This window comes from uncultured Phascolarctobacterium sp., assembly GCF_934190775.1.
GTDB lineage: Bacteria > Bacillota > Negativicutes > Acidaminococcales > Acidaminococcaceae > Phascolarctobacterium_A.
In genome coordinates this window covers 181205-198409 of record NZ_CAKPTG010000001.1, presented here as the reverse complement: position 1 = coordinate 198409, position 17205 = coordinate 181205, and the positions used below count along the sequence as shown (strand labels likewise).

Sequence of the window (17205 nt, the reverse complement as noted above, 5' to 3'; positions counted from 1 at the left end):
AGTTATATGCAATTTGAAGTCAGTGATTTACTCTTTCCGGGATTTACGAAGGATGCAATGAAGAGGCTTGATAAGCAGTATGGTATTGAATTCTTCTATGAGTTCGGTAAGGATTATTATTGGAAGCAGCAGGTGGAGGAATGGGGCGAACGAGCACTTTCGATTCATACTCCCTGCGTTGCGCTTAATCTTGCTGATTCAAAGCAGAAAAATTATGCCCGCGTTATAGAAAAGACCTTTGCCTATGCGCAGAAATGTAAGGCAGATTTTGTTGTAGTGCATACTAATGAAGCGATTGAAGGTGACAAGGAGCTTTTACAGGCACGCGTTGTCCGTCGTCTGCGTCAGGTTATGAACCTGGGCAAACGCTATGGCGTTAAGGTGCTTATCGAAAACGTTGGCCTGCGTACAAAAAATAACGTGCTCTTTGATTTGCCGGAGTATATTGCTCTGTTTGATATTTTCCCGCAGGCAGGCGCACTGCTTGATACAGGTCATGCGCATGTCAACGGTTGGGATATTCCTGCGGTAGTACGGGCCTTGGGAGAACGCTTAGTGGCTTGCCATGTTCACGATAACGATGGCAGCGGTGACGTGCATCTGCCTGTAGGACAGGGTGATATTGATTGGAAGGCTTATTTTGGCGCTGTCAAAAAATATGCACCGCAGGCTACGCAGGTCTTTGAATACTGTTGCGGCTTTAATAATACCAAGGAGCTGGAAGCGCATATTGCAGAGCTGAAAGCAAAATATAAGCTTTGATAAATATAGTCTGAGAACTGACAATAAATACTCTTTACCTGGATTTTACCTTAAGGTTAATCTGTATTTAATATTCAATGGGTATACTATGTATAACGAAGATAAATGAATCTGCGAGATGCGTAGGAGGTAAGCGTTATGCAGGATTTATACCCGGTTTTGGTTTTATTTGCCGGTTGGATGGCTGTTGATTTGCTGATGCTGTAAGTATTATAAGAAAATTTGTCATTTGCTGAGAGAGCAGGGAAAAGCCTTGCTCTCTTTTCGTTTTTGTCAGAAATGTATTAGCAAATACTCTTTTCAGCGGGGTGTTTTCTTGCTACAATATAGTTAATGAATATAGCGAGGAGGAAAGTTCTATGAAAAAGCTGTTTCTTTGTATTCTCTGTCTGTTGCTGTGTTCCGTTTGCGCTGCTGCCCCTGCCAAAAAGGTAGTGCTGTGGTACCAGGTTCCGGAGGTTGTTTTGGAAGCGCAGAATGTTGAAAATGATGTTGAAAAGGGTAAGACTGAATTTGAAGCCTTTCTTATGTCCACTTACGGCAAGCGTTTTCCTGTACAGATGATTAAGCAGGCTGCTCCGGATAAGGAACTGACTGCTGCAGATGTATCCCTGGTTACCCGTCCTAACTGGGTGCCGATTGTTGTGAAGCTTGATTTGGCCGGCGTTGGCAGCGGTGAAAAGCTGGTAGGCAAATACAGCACTGTGAAGGTTGCGCTGAAGGAAAGCACTGTTGTAGACGGTAAGCTTTTTAGCTATGATTATGGTATCAAGGAATATGACAGCAGCATGCTGCGTGTAGCTGGTTATGTTATTGCCAGTGAAGATGATCCGCGCATCAACACCAAAAATGCTGTTAATGATTGCATCACTGAAGCTTGCACGCTGAACAGCAAGGTTAACCGCTATGCTGATCCTGCGGCCTACGAGAAGGAAAATGCCCGTTACAACGGCGAGTTTGAAAAAATTCAATAAAACGTGTAAGAGTGTATCCCGAAATATAGAAAAGCCCGAATCTCCTGAAGAGGTTCGGGCTTTTTGTGCTCTTTGTCCATTTGCTGTATTTAAATAAAAGGTAGGAGTATGTTGATGACTTTTTGTGAGAGAAATATGAGTTGAGTTGTGCTTATCTGTTGTGACCGAAGAATGCTTTTGCTACTTCCGGGAAGGAGATATAGCTCAGCAGGTCTTCCATGCTGGCATTAGGATAGCCGTCCTCAGCCAGGCGTTTGCGGAAATTATCCAGCTGCGGCGGAATTAAATCTGCGGGGCGGCATGTAATAGGTTCTGCGTTGCCGATAGCCAGACGCTTAACCTCAGGGTCGATAGGTGCGGGTGTACGTCCGTATTTACCCAAAACTAAATCCTTAACCTCGCGGGGAATCATCTTATAGCGGCCTAAGGCTACGTTCAGTACTGCCATGGTGCCCACAATCTGACTGGTAGGTGTTACCAGCGGCGGATAGCCTAATTCCTTGCGCACGCGGGGCATTTCTTCGAGCAGTTGCGGATATTTATCGGCAACGCCCATTTCTTTCATCTGATTGAGCAGATTAGAAAGCATACCACCGGGGATTTGGAAGGTAAGTACCTTCGGATCGATAGGAATGTTGGTGTTCAGGTTGAAATCATCTACCAGATCCTTTTTGACACCTTTGAAGTAATCTGCCAAATCATGCAGAAGCGGCAGGTCAATGCCGGTGTCGTATTCTGTTCCCTGTAATGTTGCTGCAAGAGATTCGGTACATGGCTGGCTGGTAGAGCAGGCAAAGGGTGAGAGCGCTGTATCAACGATGTCTACGCCTGCTTCAATAGCTTTCATATAGGTCATATCACCCATGCCGCTGGTGAAGTGCGTGTGCAGGTCAATCGGTACGTTGATTTCTGCTTTTAAAGCTTTTACAAGGTTGTAAGCCTCGTAAGGACGCAGAAGACCTGCCATGTCCTTGATGCAGATGGAGTCTGCACCCATTTGCACTAACTCTTTGCCGAGCTTTACGAAATCAGCGTCCTTATGATAAGGGCTGATGGTATAAACGATACAGCCTTGTGCATGACCGCCAGCTTCTTTGGTGGCGCGCATTGCGGTTTCCAGGTTACGTGTATCGTTGAGTGCGTCAAAAATGCGGATGATGGAAACGCCGTTATCTACAGAGCGTTTAACAAATTCCGAAACAACGTCATCTGCTAAATTGGTGTAACCAAGAACGTTTTGGCCGCGCAGCAGCATTTGGATAGGAGTGTGCGGCAGATTCTTCTTTAACAGACGCAGGCGCTGCCAAGGATCTTCATGCAGGAAGCGCAGGCAGGAGTCAAAGGTTGCACCGCCCCAGGCTTCAATGGCATGGTAGCCGGCGTTGTCCATCTTTTCGAGTACGGGCAGCATATCAACGATGCGCATACGTGTTGCGGCGATGGATTGGTGTCCGTCACGCAGGACGGTTTCTACGATTTTTACAGGTTTGTTTGCCATACTCGTGCCTCCGGTTAGTTGAGATGCATTGCCGAAGCAAGCAGATTTACTTTCAGGGTACGTACGCTTGTCCAGGGTTCAATTCTGATGAAATCTTTTACATTGCTCATGATAGTTACCTCCGTAAGTTTGAATAAAAAGTCTTGTTGATGTAAATTAGTCGTTCAGACCAAGCAGTTGAAGTTTTAAAGCACGAACGCTTTTCCAAGGCTCGATTCTGAAGTATTGTTTTGCGTTATTCATGGTAGTTACCTCCGTAAGTTCAAATATGTTTTTCGTTGATGTTAATTAGTCGCTCAGACCAAGCAGTTGAAGTTTTAAAGCACGAACGCTTTTCCAGGGCTCGATTCTGAAGTATTGTTTTGCATTATTCATAGTAAAATCCCTCCGTAAAATAAAACATGATTTTTAAAATTTGTATGGATAACAGCTGCTGTGTATTTTTCTTTATGCTTGTTTAGCAGCTGTTTTTTGAACTGACTAAAATATACCACGGATAGTAAGATAAATCAATTTTATGGAATTAATAAGCGTATAAATCTGATTTATAGTAAAGCGCGAAGAAAAGCAGCTGAAGGGCAAACCCTCAGCTGCTGTATTTTTCTTCATATAATGTCATTGCCGGAAAAGCTTGATGAATTCGATGACTGCGTTAGGAACGTAAACATTATGTGGTAAAAGCAGAGAATATTTTCTTTCTGCCTGCTTAGACTGCAGCTTGAAAAAGCGCAAAGTTGATTCATTGCCGGTTACCAGCTTGTCGCTGATAAAAGTAGCGCCGATACCATGCTCCGCAAGCTGGAAGGCTGTGACGAGCTGCGGTACCTTGACCTTTATGCGTGGCAGAATTTCTGCTTCTTCAAACATTTTTAGCGTACGCATACCAAGGTTGACATGGGCGTCGATACGGATGAAGCTGCAATCTGTGAATTCGTGCAGGTTGACGCTGGGGCAGCTTTCTGCCAAGTGGAGGCCGTGCTTGACTTCAATCGCACTGAGGCTTTGCGCCAGCAGCTTGTCGCTGAGCGCGAAGGTTTGCGGAACAGCGAGCAGGATGTGGTCAGAAAAGGTCGGATAGCTGTCAAACTCGCTCACTACGTCCTCGTCGCAGCTGAAGGTGAAATCTAGCTTGTTGTCCTTGAGCATTTCAATGAGCATATCAGAGCTTGTTTCTGCCATTGTAATATTAATGTTGGGATAGAGAGTGTTGAATTGGGCGATGTATGACGGCAGAAGATAAGCATTCATATAATGCGTGCCGCCGATTTTCAGATCACCGCTTTTTAAACCATGAATATCATCAATCTGCTGCTTGAGCTGCTGCTCCAGGAGCATTTCCTTTTTGATGTGCTGCAGATACAGTTCGCCGATGCTTGTGAGTGTGAGCGGTCTTTGACTGCGGTTAAAAATGGCAGCACCTATTTCCTGCTCCACTTTTTTGATGGCTATGCTCAGTGCAGGCTGAGTAATGAATAATGCTTCTGCAGCTTTTGAAAAACTGCCGCATTGGTAGACCTGGTAGATATACTTTTTTTCTAACTCCATACTATAAATCTCCTTTATAGAAACATTAATTCTATAAAATTGATTATACACTAGATTGATGTTATAGTAAAGGCAGGTCAAGAAAGACTGCTACTAAAGTGCAATATAACTACATACAGCCATTGTGAGGTACGTGATTTAGAGCACGACTACAGGAAAGTCTTGAATAGATAAAAAGCATAAGGAGGTCAGAGGATGGCTTTTATGTATCAGGTATCAACCCTGCAGGCTTTGGCCAAGGGCGATTTTTATGGCAATGCAACAATTGAAGAGCTGCTTGCCAACGGCGATATAGGCTTAGGTACCTTTGAAGCGGTTGACGGTGAAATGATTGTGCTCGATGGTATTTGTTATCGGGCAAAAGCAGATGGTACAGTAGAGATTGCTACTGCCAGCGACGCTACCCCGTTTGCTTCTGTGACGTATCTCAATAAGGAGCTTACGTTTGACTTAAAGAACATCGCTGATATGAGCGGCCTTTTGGCTAAGCTGGACGATGTTGTCAAGACTCATGGTGAGAACAACATCTACGCTTGCCGTATAGATGGAAGCTTTCACGAGGTTTACGTGCGTTCTGAGATGAAGCAGCACAGCGAGCCTTATAAAACCTTCGCTAAGGTCTTGGAAACAGACCAGCGTGAGTTTGAATTTAAAAATGTCAGCGGCAGTCTTGCTTGTGTATATTTTCCACAATATATGGATGGCTTGAATGTTGCAGGCTGGCATGTACATTTTATATCGGATGACAGAACGATGGGCGGTCATGTTTTTAACTGCTCTCTGCAAGAAGGCAAGGCTTATATAGGCAGGACCGAAGGATTTTCCTTCCTGGTTCCGAAAACAAGGTTTTTTCAAAAGCTTACTCTCACGGATGTTTCCAAGGAGGAAATTGAGAGTGTGGAGAAAGCAGGCAATAAATAATAAATTTGCAGCCGATGCTGCGTATGGAGGGTAAAAATGGATAAGCAAGAACAAGTTGAACAATTAACAAACTATGTAGCACATTTTGTAGCGCACACCGCTAAGGTTTTACCTGACGATGTTATCGCTAAGCTGGATGAGCTGGCAGAAAAGGAAGACAGCCCGCTGTCTAAAACTATTTACCAGACCATGAAGCTGAACCAGAAGCTGGCTAAGGATCTGAATCGTCCCAGCTGCCAGGATACCGGCGTTATGCAGTTCGTAGTAAGATGCGGCACCAATTTCCCGCTGATCAACGAGCTGGAGGTGCTGCTGAAGGAAGCTGTTATTCGCGCAACTCAGCAAGCTCCGCTGCGTCATAACAGTGTAGAAACCTTTGATGAATACAACACCGGCAAAAATGTCGGCACCGGTACTCCAACTATTTTCTGGGAGATTGTGCCGAACAGCGATGAGCTGGATCTGTACACTTATATGGCCGGCGGCGGCTGCAGCCTGCCCGGTAAAGCAATGGTGCTGATGCCCGGTGCCGGTTATGAAGGTGTAACCAGATTCGTGTTGGACGTTATGACCTCCTATGGCTTGAATGCCTGCCCGCCGCTTCTGGTAGGTGTTGGCGTTGGTACTTCTGTAGAAGTAGCTGCTCTGCATGCTAAAAAAGCATTGATGCGTCCGATTGGCAGCCATAACCCGAACAAGAATGCAGCACTCCTGGAACAACTGCTGGAGGATGGCATCAATAAAATCGGCCTCGGTCCTCAAGGCTTAGGCGGCAAATATTCCGTTATGGGCGTGAACGTAGAAAATTCTGCACGTCATCCGTCTGTAATCGGCGTTGCTGTAAACGTTGGCTGCTGGTCTCATCGTCGCGGCCACATCGTATTCGACAAAAACTTAAACTACAAAATTCTTTCTCATAGCGGGGTGACTTTATAATGTACGAAGTAATTGATGGCAAAAAGGTTTTAACTACTCCTGTAAGCGCAGAAGACTTAAAGAATATTCATATTGGCGACATTGTTTATCTGAATGGTGACATTACCACCTGTCGTGACGTTGCACATCGCCGTGTCGTAGAATATGGCCGTGAGCTGCCAGTTGATGTTAAGGATAAAGCAATTCTGCACGCCGGTCCGATTATTCGTCCCTTGGGCGATGACAAATTTGAAATGGTATCCGTTGGTCCTACCACTAGCATGCGCATGGAAAAATTTGAGAAAGAGTTCGTTGAAAAAACCGGTGTCCGCGTTATCGTCGGCAAAGGCGGCATGGGCCCCAACACTGAATATGCTTGCAAAAACTTTGGCGCTATTCACTGCGTATTCCCCGCAGGCAATGCTGTTGTGGCAGCAACTGAGGTACAGGAAATCGTTGACGCAAACTGGCGTGAGCTGGGTATGCCGGAAACTCTGTGGAGCTGCCATGTAAAAATGTTTGGTCCGCTGATTGTTTCTATCGACAGCTATGGCAGAAATTTTTTTGAAGAGCAAAAAGTCATCTATAACCAACGCAAGGAAGAAGTATATAACGAGATTATTCCACACGTTAAATTTATTAAATAAAGATAAAATAGCTGTGGATTTATCAGATTCAGGAGAAAAGAAATGAAACAGATATTATCTATTGTCGCACACAATCGTCCTGGTGTGTTAATGAGGGTTACGGGACTGATTTCCCGCCGTGGCTATAATATTGACAGCTTAACCAGTGGCAGTACGCAGAATCCGGAATATGCACGTATGACCATCGTACTGGATGCAGACGAGCTGACAATCGAGCAGGTCTGCAAGCAATTGGCTAAGCTGAGCGAGGTAGAACGCATTAAGGTGCTGCATCGTGAAACGAGCGCACTGCGCAGTATGCTACTGGTCAAGGTACACGCCGGCGAAAAGCAGATGGAGGTGCTGCAATTAGCAACAGCCTTCCGTTCACATGCTATTGATGTTACCGGCAACAGCATGACCTTTGTCAACACAGGTGATGAAGGCAAGCTGTGCGCCTTTGCCAATGCTCTGCGCCGTTATGGTATTGTCGAAATGGTGCAGACTGGAATCGTTGCTTTAGAACGTGGCGATGAAGCATTGGAAGTTAAAGAATCACGCTATGAATGGCCTCATGCCGAAGAAGCGTAAGAAAGGAGTATAACACTATGCAGCTTACTGGTGCGGAAGTTATGGTGAAATGCCTTGAGGAAGAAGGCGTTTCGACAATTTTTGGTTATCCCGGTGGTGCTATACTGCCGTTTTACAACGCGCTGCGTGATGTAAAAAATATTAAGCATGTACTGACAGCGCATGAACAGGGAGCAGCGCACGCTGCTGATGGCTATGCACGTGCCAGCGGCAAGGTTGGCGTGTGCTGTGCTACCTCCGGTCCCGGTGCGACGAATCTTGTAACAGGTCTGGCAAATGCATTTCTTGATTCTATTCCTGTAGTAGCTATTACCGGACAGGTAAAAAGCAGCATGATTGGTCATGATGCCTTTCAGGAGGTAGATATTACCGGTATCACTATGCCGATTACGAAGCAAAATTTCCTGGTCAATAAGCCGGAAGAATTGGCGCAGACCATGCGCCTGGCTTTTCAGATGGCGAAAAGCGGTCGTCCCGGCCCTGTGCTTGTAGATGTAGCGCATGACGTGCAGACGAGCATGATGGAATATCATGCGAGCAAGCTGCGCGAGCTGCCAGTTGCTATGCCGCAAAAGGATTTGGTTGCTGCAGCTGTAGCTGCGCTGAACAAGGCTGAACGTCCCGTGATGCTTGTTGGTGGCGGTGTAGCTATCTCCGGTGCGGAATACGAAGCTGTGCATCTTTGTGAAAAAATGCATCTGCCTGTAGCCAGCACGCTGATGGGCTTGGGCTGCATCAGCTCCTATCGCGAGCAGTTTTTGGGCATGAGCGGCCTGCACGGACACGAACGTGCGAACCGTGCTATCGCTAACGCTGATGTAGTGCTGGCAGTTGGTACCCGCTTTAATGACCGTGTAACCGGTGACCGTGATAAATACAGCGCGCATAAAACGATTATCCATATTGATATTGATCCTGCTGAATTAAACAAAAATATTGAGAGCAGCATTGATATTGCCGGTGATATGCGCACTATCCTGAAAATGCTCGATAAGGGCTGTAAAGCTCATGATATAAAAGCATGGTGGGATACAATTATGACCTGGCCGAGCATGGATGAGGATTATGGAAATAATACTGCGCCGCTTTTTATTGAAGCGCTGAATCCGCTCTTAAAGGGCAAAGATTATTTTGTCGCTACCGACGTAGGTCAGCATCAGATGTTTACGGCACAGCATTTGAAGGTAGAATATGCACGTCAGCTGATTACCAGCGGCGGACTGGGAACAATGGGGTTTGGTCTGCCTGCCGCTATGGGTGCAAAATTTGCCTGCCCGGATAAGAAGGTTATTTGTATCAGCGGTGACGGCGGCTATAAAATGACCGGCAGCGAGCTGTTTACATTAGCAAGCAACAATGTTCCTGTAGTTTCCGTTGTTTTCAATAACAGCGGCTTGGGTATGATCCGTCAGCTGCAGACTGTACAGTTCAATAAGCGTTTTATGGCTTGCGAATGCCCGGGCTATGTTGACTTTGTGAAATATGCGGAAGCCTTCGGTTTGGAAGGCGAGCATGTCACAACACCGGAAGATTTTGCTGCTGCTGTAAAGCGTGGCTTAGATAAGGACCATACCTATGTAATTGAGGTTGATATCGATCCTAAGGATATGGTAGTACCGATGGTTGCTCCCGGTAAAGGTGTAGACGAATTCGTCCGTGGCCTTGGGGAATAATTAAAAGGTAAGCACAGATATATAACGCAAAAGTCCGAATCTCTTCAAGAGGTTCGGGCTTTTTGTGTTATAATAATAGCAATGGTATGTTACAAGGAGGTGCAGCATGCTTAAGCTTATGCGTTTACTTACAATTGTATGCTTATTTTTCGGCTTGGGTACAATGACGTATGCAGCGTCACCTAATCCTGTAAGTTCTGCCTACGTGCAGAGTTATTTTACAACAATTGCGGCAGCATCCTGTCTTGGGGTTTATCTGCCGCATACTTCTCAGGAGTTTGATTATCTGCGCAGCTATGGTTGGCAGATTGAAAGCCAGCAGGGAAATGATGGCAAGGTGGAATTGAATTATGCTGTAGCCAAAAATTATTTTCCGCAAGTTAATAAGCAAATATATCTGGTAACCTTTCGCGGTAGTGCCAGCAAGAGCGATTGGAAGATTAATCTGGAAACGAAAAAGGTTAATTACGGCGGTTCAACATTGACGGAGATGCAGGAGCTGGCGGCGCAGCCTGTGCTTAAAGATGGGCCGGCGGTGCATGCAGGCTTCAATAGCTATGTCGATGCAGTACTGCGCAGCGGCGTAGTTGACGAGAACGGCAAGCTGAGAGGGCTTTTCAAGCGTGTAAGCGAGGACCAGAATGCTTATCTTGTGCTTACAGGTCACAGCCTGGGCGGAGCGACAGCGACGCTGTTGGGCGAGCGTTTAGCGAGCCTGGGAATGCCTAAGGAAAAGTTCGTTGTTATCACCTTTGGCGCTCCGGCGATTGGCAACAGTGCCTTTGCGGAGCAGTACGGCGATAAGATTAAGCTGCTGCGTATCAGCAACACGGCGGACCCTGTTCCTGGCAGCCTGCAGACGTTTTTCGGCGGCTATAAGCAGTTCGGCGAGCCGGTGAAGTATAGTCTTTCCAATAAAATCAGCAATCTGCAGCATGCTATGGCTATGTATTTTGATTACAGCATCAGCGAATACTATAAAGAGCGTGACAGAGAGATAAGCATGGGACGCCTGGAGCCTGTTACGGATAGAAAAATTACGCAGCAGCCGGTGGTAGCTGTTTGGGTAAATACATCCGACAGCCTGAAAAGACTGGCCTATGTAACGGATATCAAGCGTTTTGTGCTTGACGAATATCGCAAAATGCTGCCAAGCTATATTATTATGGAACGCAATTTGCCGAAGGATGCCTACACAACGCAGGATTTACTGAAGCTCAGCAAGGAGGCCGGTGCTGAATATATGCTTGTCTGCGGTATAGATGGCAGCCAGGCACGCCGGGAAGGCTATTGGTATCTGACGCTTGAACAAGGACTTTTTGATAAAAATGGGCGCATGCTGACTCTTGGCAGCTTCGGCCGCAAGGTGTCACCTGCTGTCGGCAATATCCAGGCTGCGGGCGAAAACCTGTGGCAGGCACGTGAAACCTTGTGCGAGCAGCTGCCGTTTATTGTAACGCAGCATGAAGCTACCTTGGGATATTAGAATACGGAAATAGTGGAGGATAAGGATATGGATTTAAGTGAATTAGAAGGGGAGCTGGCGCAATGCCAAGCCTGCCATTTGCGTAATGATGCTATTGCTCCTGTTGGCTGGTATGGTAATCCCGAAAGCCCGATTGTTTTTGTAGGGGAGGGACCCGGCCAGGTCGAGGATGATTACGGCTGTCCTTTAATAGGACCTTCCGGTCAATTGCTGGACAAGGCTCTGTGGGCAGCCAAGATGACGCGTGACAGAGTCTTGACCACGAATGTGATCAAATGCAGACCGAAGAATAACCGTACACCGGATATTGCCGAAGCAGATTTTTGCGCTAAGCAGTGGCTGCAGCGGGAGCTGGAGATTATTCAGCCGAAGGTAATCGTGGCCTTGGGCAGCGTGGCGCTGCATTGTCTGGGCCGTCCCGATATGCGCATTACGCGCGACCGCGGCATGTGGTTCCGCACGGAGCAGGGCTTTGACTGTATTGCTACCTACCATCCGGCGTATTTGCTGCGTCAGTACGGCAAGCAACTGGTGGCCTCTAAGTGGGACGTGTTTCATGACTTGGAAGCAGCACGTGAGCGTGCTGCACTTTTGGCGCCAGGCTATGAATTTATGTCTGAGGAAAAGCCGGAGCTGTTTAAAATTTTTAAGAAACGTGTACGCTGAAAAGCAAGCTGTTGCAAATAAAAAAAGCGTTCTGCCGCAATTTTACGGCAGAACGCTTTTTTGTCGTGTGCTTAAGATATTAAATAATCTTAGTGGTCCAGTCTTCGATGTTCCAAACCTTATCTACCCAGTCTTCGTAGAATTCCGGTTCGTGGGAAACAAGCAGAACGCTGCCCTTGAATTCCTTCAGCGCACGCTTCAGCTCGTCTTTAGCGTCAACATCAAGATGGTTGGTAGGTTCGTCTAGTACCAGCCAGTTGACATCTTTAAGCATCAGCTTGCAAAGACGTACTTTGGCAGCTTCGCCGCCGCTGAGGACGAAAACCTTACTGGTGATGTGCTCGTTGGTCAGGCCACAGCCTGCAAGTGCAGCACGCACCTCGTAGTTGGTCAGGCCGGGATATTCGTTCCAAACATCATCGAGAGCAGTGTTTTCGTTCTTTTCGCGTTCCTCCTGCTCAAAATAGCCCGGCTCCAGAAATTCACCCAGCTCAACCTTGCCGCTGACAGGCGGAATGATACCTAAAATGGTCTTCAGCAGGGTGGTTTTACCTAAGCCATTGACACCGCGGATAGCAATTTTTTGTCCACGCTCCAGATTAAAGGTAACAGGTCTGGTGAGCGGGCTGTCGTAACCGAGTACCAAATCCTTCGCCTCTACGATGAAGCGGCTGGGGGTGCGTGCTTCGGTGAATTTGAAGGTCGGCTTCAGCTTTTCACGCGGTTTTTCAATCATTTCCATCTTATCCAGCTTGCGCTGACGGCTTTTGGCCATGTTGGTGGTAGCAACGCGAGCTTTGTTGCGGGCGATGAAGTCCTCCAGCTTAGCAACCTCCTGCTGTTGACGCTCGTAGGCTGCAGCCTTCTGTGATTGATAGATGGCATACATTTCCTGGAATTTATCGTAGTCACCGCTGTAACGGGTAAGCTCGCAATTTTCCAGATGATAGATAACATTGACAACCTTGTTGAGGAAGGGAATGTCATGGGAAATCAGAATAAAGGCATGCTCATAGTTCTGCAGGAACTTGGTGAGCCATTCGATATGCTCAACGTCCAGATAGTTGGTGGGCTCGTCCAGCAGCAAAATTTGGGAGTTCTGCAGCAGCAGCTTAGTCAGCAGAACCTTGCTGCGCTGACCGCCGGAAAGCTCGCTGACGTCTTTATCCAGACCGATGTTGCCAAGACCGAGGCCATTGGCAAATTCTTCGATTTTGCTGTCCAGAGAATAGAAACCGCTGTGCTCCAGTTCAGACTGGATTTCACCGACGGTATTCATCATTTTATCAAGCTCTTCGGGAGAAGCATCGCCCATTTTATCGTAGAGCTCCAGCATTTGCTGCTCCATAGCATACATGCCGTCAAAAGCAGTGCGCAGAACTTCGCGGATGGTCATGCCCTTTTCCAGGGTACTTTGCTGATCCAGATAACCGACGGTGACTTTACCGGGCCATTCAACCTTACCTTCGTCAGGCAGTACGTGACCGGTTACGATATTCAAAAAGGTGGATTTGCCTTCGCCGTTTGCGCCGACAAGACCTACGTGTTCACCGCGCAGGAGCTTAAAGGAAACGTTTTCTAAAATCTGGCGGCCGCCAAAGGAGTGGGAAACATTGGTGACATTTAAGTAGCTCATAAAAACCTCGCTTTATTAGTTTAGTTTTGGTATAATGATAATGGTCTGACGAACGTCGGCTGCCACTCAAGGGAGGTGGGAGCTATGCGAGTGTACGAAGCCTTAAGTCTTATGATTGCTTTCGGCATTCTTGTTGCGACCATTATCTTGGCGTGTAAGTAACATTACATAAAAAGAAAAAGACCGACTAAAGCAAGCCAGCCTTTTCTTAACTTAAAGAATTAATTGGGAAGAGCTGACGGGCTCAATCGTCAGACCAACCTATATACATTATAACAATCAACAATGCTTTCGTCAACGATAGAGGAGGAAAATAATTATGCTGCAAGGAAATAAAAATGATATTGAAAAGCTTCTGCCGTATGTAAGCGAGCGTTTGCAAAAAGCTTTGGCTTACGTTGCTGCGACTGATTTCAGCAAGGTAGAAAACGGAGAATATGAAATTGACGGACGTAATGTTTTTGCCCGCGTCAATACATATGATACCGAGCCTAAGGCTGAACGCCGTCCGGAAAAGCACAACGATTATATTGATGTACAGTTTGTTGCTCGCGGTGAGGAAGCAATTTGGTATACACCGCTGACAGCTGATTGTGTAGAAACAGAAAATAAAGCAGAAAAAGAAGATGTAATTTTTTATGCTGACCCGCAGGAGAAGAATTGCGCAGTATTAAATTCCGGTGATTTTGCTATTTTTTTCCCATGGGAATTGCACAGACCTAATTGTTCTGTAGAAAAAATCGCCAGCAACGTACAAAAAATCGTAGTTAAGGTAAAAGCCTGAAATACGCATGGTTGAGCGATTTTTGCTGCTTAAGCAAAGCGACTCGGCAACTTTGAAAAACTTTTTCTGAAAAAATCATAAAAAAGTTCAAAAAAAGTGTTGACAAATGCGTGTGGACTTAGTATAATAACACTCGTGATGTTGAGCAATACAAAACATCACAAAATATTCCCCGATAGTTCAGCCGGTAGAACACCTGACTGTTAATCAGGGCGTCGTAGGTTCGAGTCCTACTCGGGGAGCCACCTGGCCGGTTGGTCAAGCGGTTAAGACACCGCCCTTTCACGGCGGTATCGGGGGTTCGATTCCCCCACCGGTCACCATTTTCGGGCGCTTAGCTCAGCTGGGAGAGCGTCTGCCTTACAAGCAGAATGTCAGCGGTTCGATCCCGTTAGCGCCCACCACGTAAATTCAGCACTTCATGTAAATGAAGTGCTTTTTTTCGTTGTATGGTGTTTTTTATTTGTAGCTTTGCTGGTGGTCGCTGAGCAATTTTAAATTACAAAGCAAAACAGGATGTACAAGCTGATGAATATGCCTGCACATCCTGTTTTGCTTTGGAGCGTTTGTAGAGCTTGCCGGAGGGCTTAACCTTGGTGATTGGTTTAACTAAACCCCAGCTGCCACGCTTTGCATTATCAATTTCGCGGCGTTGTTTTTTGGAAAGTTTTTCGTAGACAGTGAATTTTGCGGTTTTAGCCATAATTTTTCGCACCTCACTATAATTTTTTCTAAAAATATTATATAATAAGAAGAATGCTGTTACAAAGAAATTTTGGTGCGCAGCATTGCAAAATATTTGCAAATTGTAGGCGGATTTTGCGCTTAGTGCTTGCATAGTGTGAAAAATAATTTTATAATAGGTTATGGAATTCATACTAGAAATGTGGGAATTAAAATTTTGAGAAGCAGTTCTTCTCAATTGCTTCGATTGGAGGATAAATATGGCAGAGAATTTATTAGAGGTAAGGAATCTCGTAGTCAATGTAGAAGACAAAGAGATTCTGCACAATATTAATCTTGATATTAAGCCTGGTGAAACCCATGTGCTTATGGGACCTAACGGCGCAGGCAAATCCACTCTTGGTTATGCGCTGATGGGCAATCCTAAATATACCGTAAAGGACGGCAGCATTAATTTTGCCGGCGAAGACATTACCAAACTTGCCGTAGATAAACGTGCTAAGGCAGGCTTGTTCCTTTCCTTCCAGAATCCGCTGGAGGTTCCCGGCATCAGCCTGAGCAGCTTCTTGAAAACTGCTTTGGAGCAGCAACGCGGTGTACGCATCAAGGCCTGGGATTTCCGTAAGGAGCTGCGTCAGGCAATGGCTTTGCTGCAGATGGACAGCAAATATGCCGAGCGCGATCTGAACACCGGCTTCAGCGGCGGCGAAAAGAAGAAAGCAGAAATCCTGCAGCTTTTGATGCTGAACCCTAAGCTGGCAATTTTGGACGAAACAGACAGCGGTCTGGACGTTGACGCAGTGAAGATTGTTTCTCAGGGCATTAAAACCTTCCAGGAGCATCGTCAGGGAGCATTGCTGATTATCACTCATAATACTAAAATCCTGGATGCACTGCATGTTGACCACACTCATATTCTGGCTCAGGGACAAATTATCAAAAATGCCGGTCCGGAGCTGGTTGACGAAGTCAGCAAAAATGGCTTTGAAAAGTTTTTGCAGAATAAGGAATAACTGGTGGGGAAAATATGGAAGAAAAAACCTATGTTGATGATATAGACAGAAGTCTTTACGACTTCCGTAACGAGGATAAGGACGCTTACCGCATTCAGGAAGGCCTGACACGTGAGATTGTTGAAAAAATTTCTCGCGAAAAGCATGATCCGGAATGGATGCTGGAATTCCGTCTGAAATCCCTGGATATTTATAATAAGCTGCAGGTGCCGAACTGGGGACCTTCGATTGACGGTCTGAATATGGATAACATCGTTACCTATGTACGTCCGAATACGAACATGCAGGGTAAATGGGAGGATGTTCCCGAAGATATTAAGGATACCTTTGATCGTCTGGGTATTCCCCAGGCAGAGCAGAGCAGCCTGGCAGGTGTAGGCGCGCAGTATGATTCCGAGGTAGTATATCATAATGTGCGTAAAGAGGTAGAAGAGCAGGGCGTTATTTATACTGATATGGAAAGCGCCTTGAATGGACCGTATGCGGAGATGGTGCATGAGCATTTTATGAAGCTGGTGCCTCCTACCGACCATAAATTTGCTGCATTGCATGGCGCAGTGTGGTCCGGCGGTTCCTTTGTTTATGTACCGAAGGGAGTAAGCGTGGCGATTCCGCTGCAATCCTATTTCCGCTTAAACGCAAAGGGCGCAGGCCAGTTTGAGCATACGCTGATTATTGTTGACGAGGGCGCAGACCTGCACTTTATCGAAGGCTGCAGCGCACCGAAATATAACGTTGCTAATCTGCATGCAGGCTGCGTTGAGCTGTTTATCGGCAAAAATGCTAAGCTGCGTTATTCTACGATTGAAAACTGGTCGAAGAATATGTATAACCTTAATACCAAGCGTGCCTTGGTTGAAGAGGGCGGTACTATTGAATGGGTTTCCGGCTCCTTCGGTTCCCACGTTTCCTATCTCTATCCGATGAGTATTTTGAACGGCATCGGCGCGCACAGTGAATTTACGGGCGTAACCTTTGCCGGTCACAGCCAGAATCTGGATACAGGCTGCAAGGTTGTACACAATGCACCGAAAACTACCAGCATTGTCAACACACGCTCTATTTCCAAGAGCGGCGGCATCAGTACCTTCCGCAGCAGTGTAGTTGTTACCAATAAGGCTAAGCAGGCCAAATCTTCTGTTTCCTGCCAAAGCCTGATGCTGGATAATATTTCCCGTTCCGATACCATTCCCGCTATTGATGTGCGTACTGCCGACGCGGATATCGGACATGAGGCAAAAATCGGCCGTATCAGCGATGATGCGGTGTTCTACCTGATGAGCCGCGGTATCAGCGAGGAAGAAGCAAGAGCGATGATTGTCAGCGGCTTTGCGGATAATGTTTCCAAGGAATTGCCGCTGGAGTACGCTGTTGAGATGAACAACCTTATTCGCCTGGAAATGCAAGGCAGTATAGGTTAAGGAGGAGCAG

The 17205-nt window shown here is 46.4% G+C and carries 17 protein-coding genes and 3 tRNA genes; 16 read left to right on the top strand and 4 right to left on the bottom strand.

Translation table 11 applies throughout. The features are described from left to right. The first annotated feature begins 6 nt into the window (after positions 1-6). Positions 7-762: a sugar phosphate isomerase/epimerase family protein gene (locus tag Q0G26_RS00860; protein ID WP_293827657.1), complete on the top strand. Its 756-nt coding sequence runs from the start codon at positions 7-9 to the stop codon at positions 760-762. A gap of 359 nt (positions 763-1121) precedes the next feature. Further along, positions 1122-1736 carry a hypothetical protein gene (locus tag Q0G26_RS00855; RefSeq protein ID WP_293827655.1) on the top strand — a complete coding sequence of 205 codons (615 nt, stop codon included), beginning with the start codon at positions 1122-1124 and terminating at the stop codon, positions 1734-1736. A 151-nt stretch (positions 1737-1887) separates the two neighbouring features. On the opposite strand, the gene Q0G26_RS00850 is transcribed toward Q0G26_RS00855, so the two are convergent. Together Q0G26_RS00850 and Q0G26_RS00845 are read right to left on the bottom strand one after the other, a co-directional pair. Further along, positions 1888-3234: a pyruvate carboxylase subunit B gene (locus tag Q0G26_RS00850; RefSeq protein ID WP_293827653.1), complete on the bottom strand. Its 1347-nt coding sequence runs from the start codon at positions 3232-3234 to the stop codon at positions 1888-1890. A gap of 615 nt (positions 3235-3849) precedes the next feature. Beyond that, positions 3850-4779, bottom strand: coding sequence for a LysR family transcriptional regulator (locus tag Q0G26_RS00845; RefSeq protein ID WP_293827651.1), 930 nt, complete (start codon positions 4777-4779; stop codon positions 3850-3852). A 195-nt stretch (positions 4780-4974) separates the two neighbouring features. Between Q0G26_RS00845 and budA the strand changes: the two genes are divergently transcribed. From budA to Q0G26_RS00810, 7 genes are all read left to right on the top strand, one after another. After that, on the top strand, positions 4975-5700 hold the full coding sequence (gene budA, locus Q0G26_RS00840) for an acetolactate decarboxylase (protein ID WP_293827649.1): 726 nt from the start codon (positions 4975-4977) through the stop codon (positions 5698-5700). Positions 5701-5736: 36 nt separating this feature from the next. Further along, positions 5737-6636 carry a L(+)-tartrate dehydratase subunit alpha gene (gene ttdA / locus Q0G26_RS00835; RefSeq protein ID WP_293689970.1) on the top strand — a complete coding sequence of 300 codons (900 nt, stop codon included), beginning with the start codon at positions 5737-5739 and terminating at the stop codon, positions 6634-6636. After that, on the top strand, positions 6636-7262 hold the full coding sequence (ttdB, locus tag Q0G26_RS00830; RefSeq protein WP_210683980.1) for a L(+)-tartrate dehydratase subunit beta: 627 nt from the start codon (positions 6636-6638) through the stop codon (positions 7260-7262). Before ttdA ends, ttdB begins: the two co-directional genes overlap by 1 nt. 42 nt (positions 7263-7304) lie before the next feature. Next, entirely contained in the window at positions 7305-7832 is a 528-nt protein-coding gene (gene ilvN / locus Q0G26_RS00825; protein ID WP_293827647.1) for an acetolactate synthase small subunit, read from the top strand. A 17-nt stretch (positions 7833-7849) separates the two neighbouring features. Then, on the top strand, positions 7850-9505 hold the full coding sequence (gene ilvB / locus Q0G26_RS00820) for a biosynthetic-type acetolactate synthase large subunit (RefSeq protein WP_293827645.1): 1656 nt from the start codon (positions 7850-7852) through the stop codon (positions 9503-9505). Positions 9506-9611: 106 nt separating this feature from the next. Further along, positions 9612-10991, top strand: coding sequence for a lipase family protein (locus Q0G26_RS00815; RefSeq protein WP_293827644.1), 1380 nt, complete (start codon positions 9612-9614; stop codon positions 10989-10991). A gap of 27 nt (positions 10992-11018) precedes the next feature. After that, entirely contained in the window at positions 11019-11657 is a 639-nt protein-coding gene (locus tag Q0G26_RS00810; RefSeq protein ID WP_293827641.1) for a uracil-DNA glycosylase, read from the top strand. A gap of 79 nt (positions 11658-11736) precedes the next feature. On the opposite strand, the gene Q0G26_RS00805 is transcribed toward Q0G26_RS00810, so the two are convergent. Beyond that, positions 11737-13293: an ABC-F family ATP-binding cassette domain-containing protein gene (locus Q0G26_RS00805; protein ID WP_293827638.1), complete on the bottom strand. Its 1557-nt coding sequence runs from the start codon at positions 13291-13293 to the stop codon at positions 11737-11739. An 84-nt stretch (positions 13294-13377) separates the two neighbouring features. Here Q0G26_RS00805 and Q0G26_RS11440 point away from each other — a divergent pair, with 84 nt between their 5' ends. The 5 genes from Q0G26_RS11440 to Q0G26_RS00785 all read left to right on the top strand — a co-directional run bounded on the left by Q0G26_RS11440 (position 13378) and on the right by Q0G26_RS00785 (position 14481). Further along, positions 13378-13455 (top strand): putative holin-like toxin, encoded by a 78-nt coding sequence (locus Q0G26_RS11440; RefSeq protein ID WP_222859551.1) that lies wholly within the window; start codon positions 13378-13380, stop codon positions 13453-13455. A gap of 157 nt (positions 13456-13612) precedes the next feature. Continuing rightward, the gene (locus Q0G26_RS00800) at positions 13613-14077 is read left to right on the top strand and encodes a YhcH/YjgK/YiaL family protein (RefSeq protein WP_293827637.1); all 465 of its coding nucleotides are present in this window, start codon (positions 13613-13615) and stop codon (positions 14075-14077) included. A 169-nt stretch (positions 14078-14246) separates the two neighbouring features. Beyond that, a tRNA-Asn gene (locus Q0G26_RS00795) sits at positions 14247-14322 on the top strand. A 3-nt stretch (positions 14323-14325) separates the two neighbouring features. Next, positions 14326-14400, top strand: a tRNA-Glu gene (locus tag Q0G26_RS00790). A gap of 5 nt (positions 14401-14405) precedes the next feature. Beyond that, positions 14406-14481: transfer RNA gene (locus tag Q0G26_RS00785), tRNA-Val, on the top strand. Positions 14482-14576: 95 nt separating this feature from the next. Here Q0G26_RS00785 and Q0G26_RS00780 read toward each other — a convergent pair. Continuing rightward, on the bottom strand, positions 14577-14780 hold the full coding sequence (locus Q0G26_RS00780; RefSeq protein ID WP_293827635.1) for a hypothetical protein: 204 nt from the start codon (positions 14778-14780) through the stop codon (positions 14577-14579). Positions 14781-15021: 241 nt separating this feature from the next. On the opposite strand from Q0G26_RS00780, the gene sufC reads away from it, so the two are divergent. Further along, positions 15022-15774 carry a Fe-S cluster assembly ATPase SufC gene (sufC, locus tag Q0G26_RS00775; protein WP_293827633.1) on the top strand — a complete coding sequence of 251 codons (753 nt, stop codon included), beginning with the start codon at positions 15022-15024 and terminating at the stop codon, positions 15772-15774. Positions 15775-15788: 14 nt separating this feature from the next. Then, positions 15789-17195, top strand: coding sequence for a Fe-S cluster assembly protein SufB (gene sufB / locus Q0G26_RS00770; RefSeq protein ID WP_293827631.1), 1407 nt, complete (start codon positions 15789-15791; stop codon positions 17193-17195). Positions 17196-17205 lie beyond the last annotated feature (10 nt).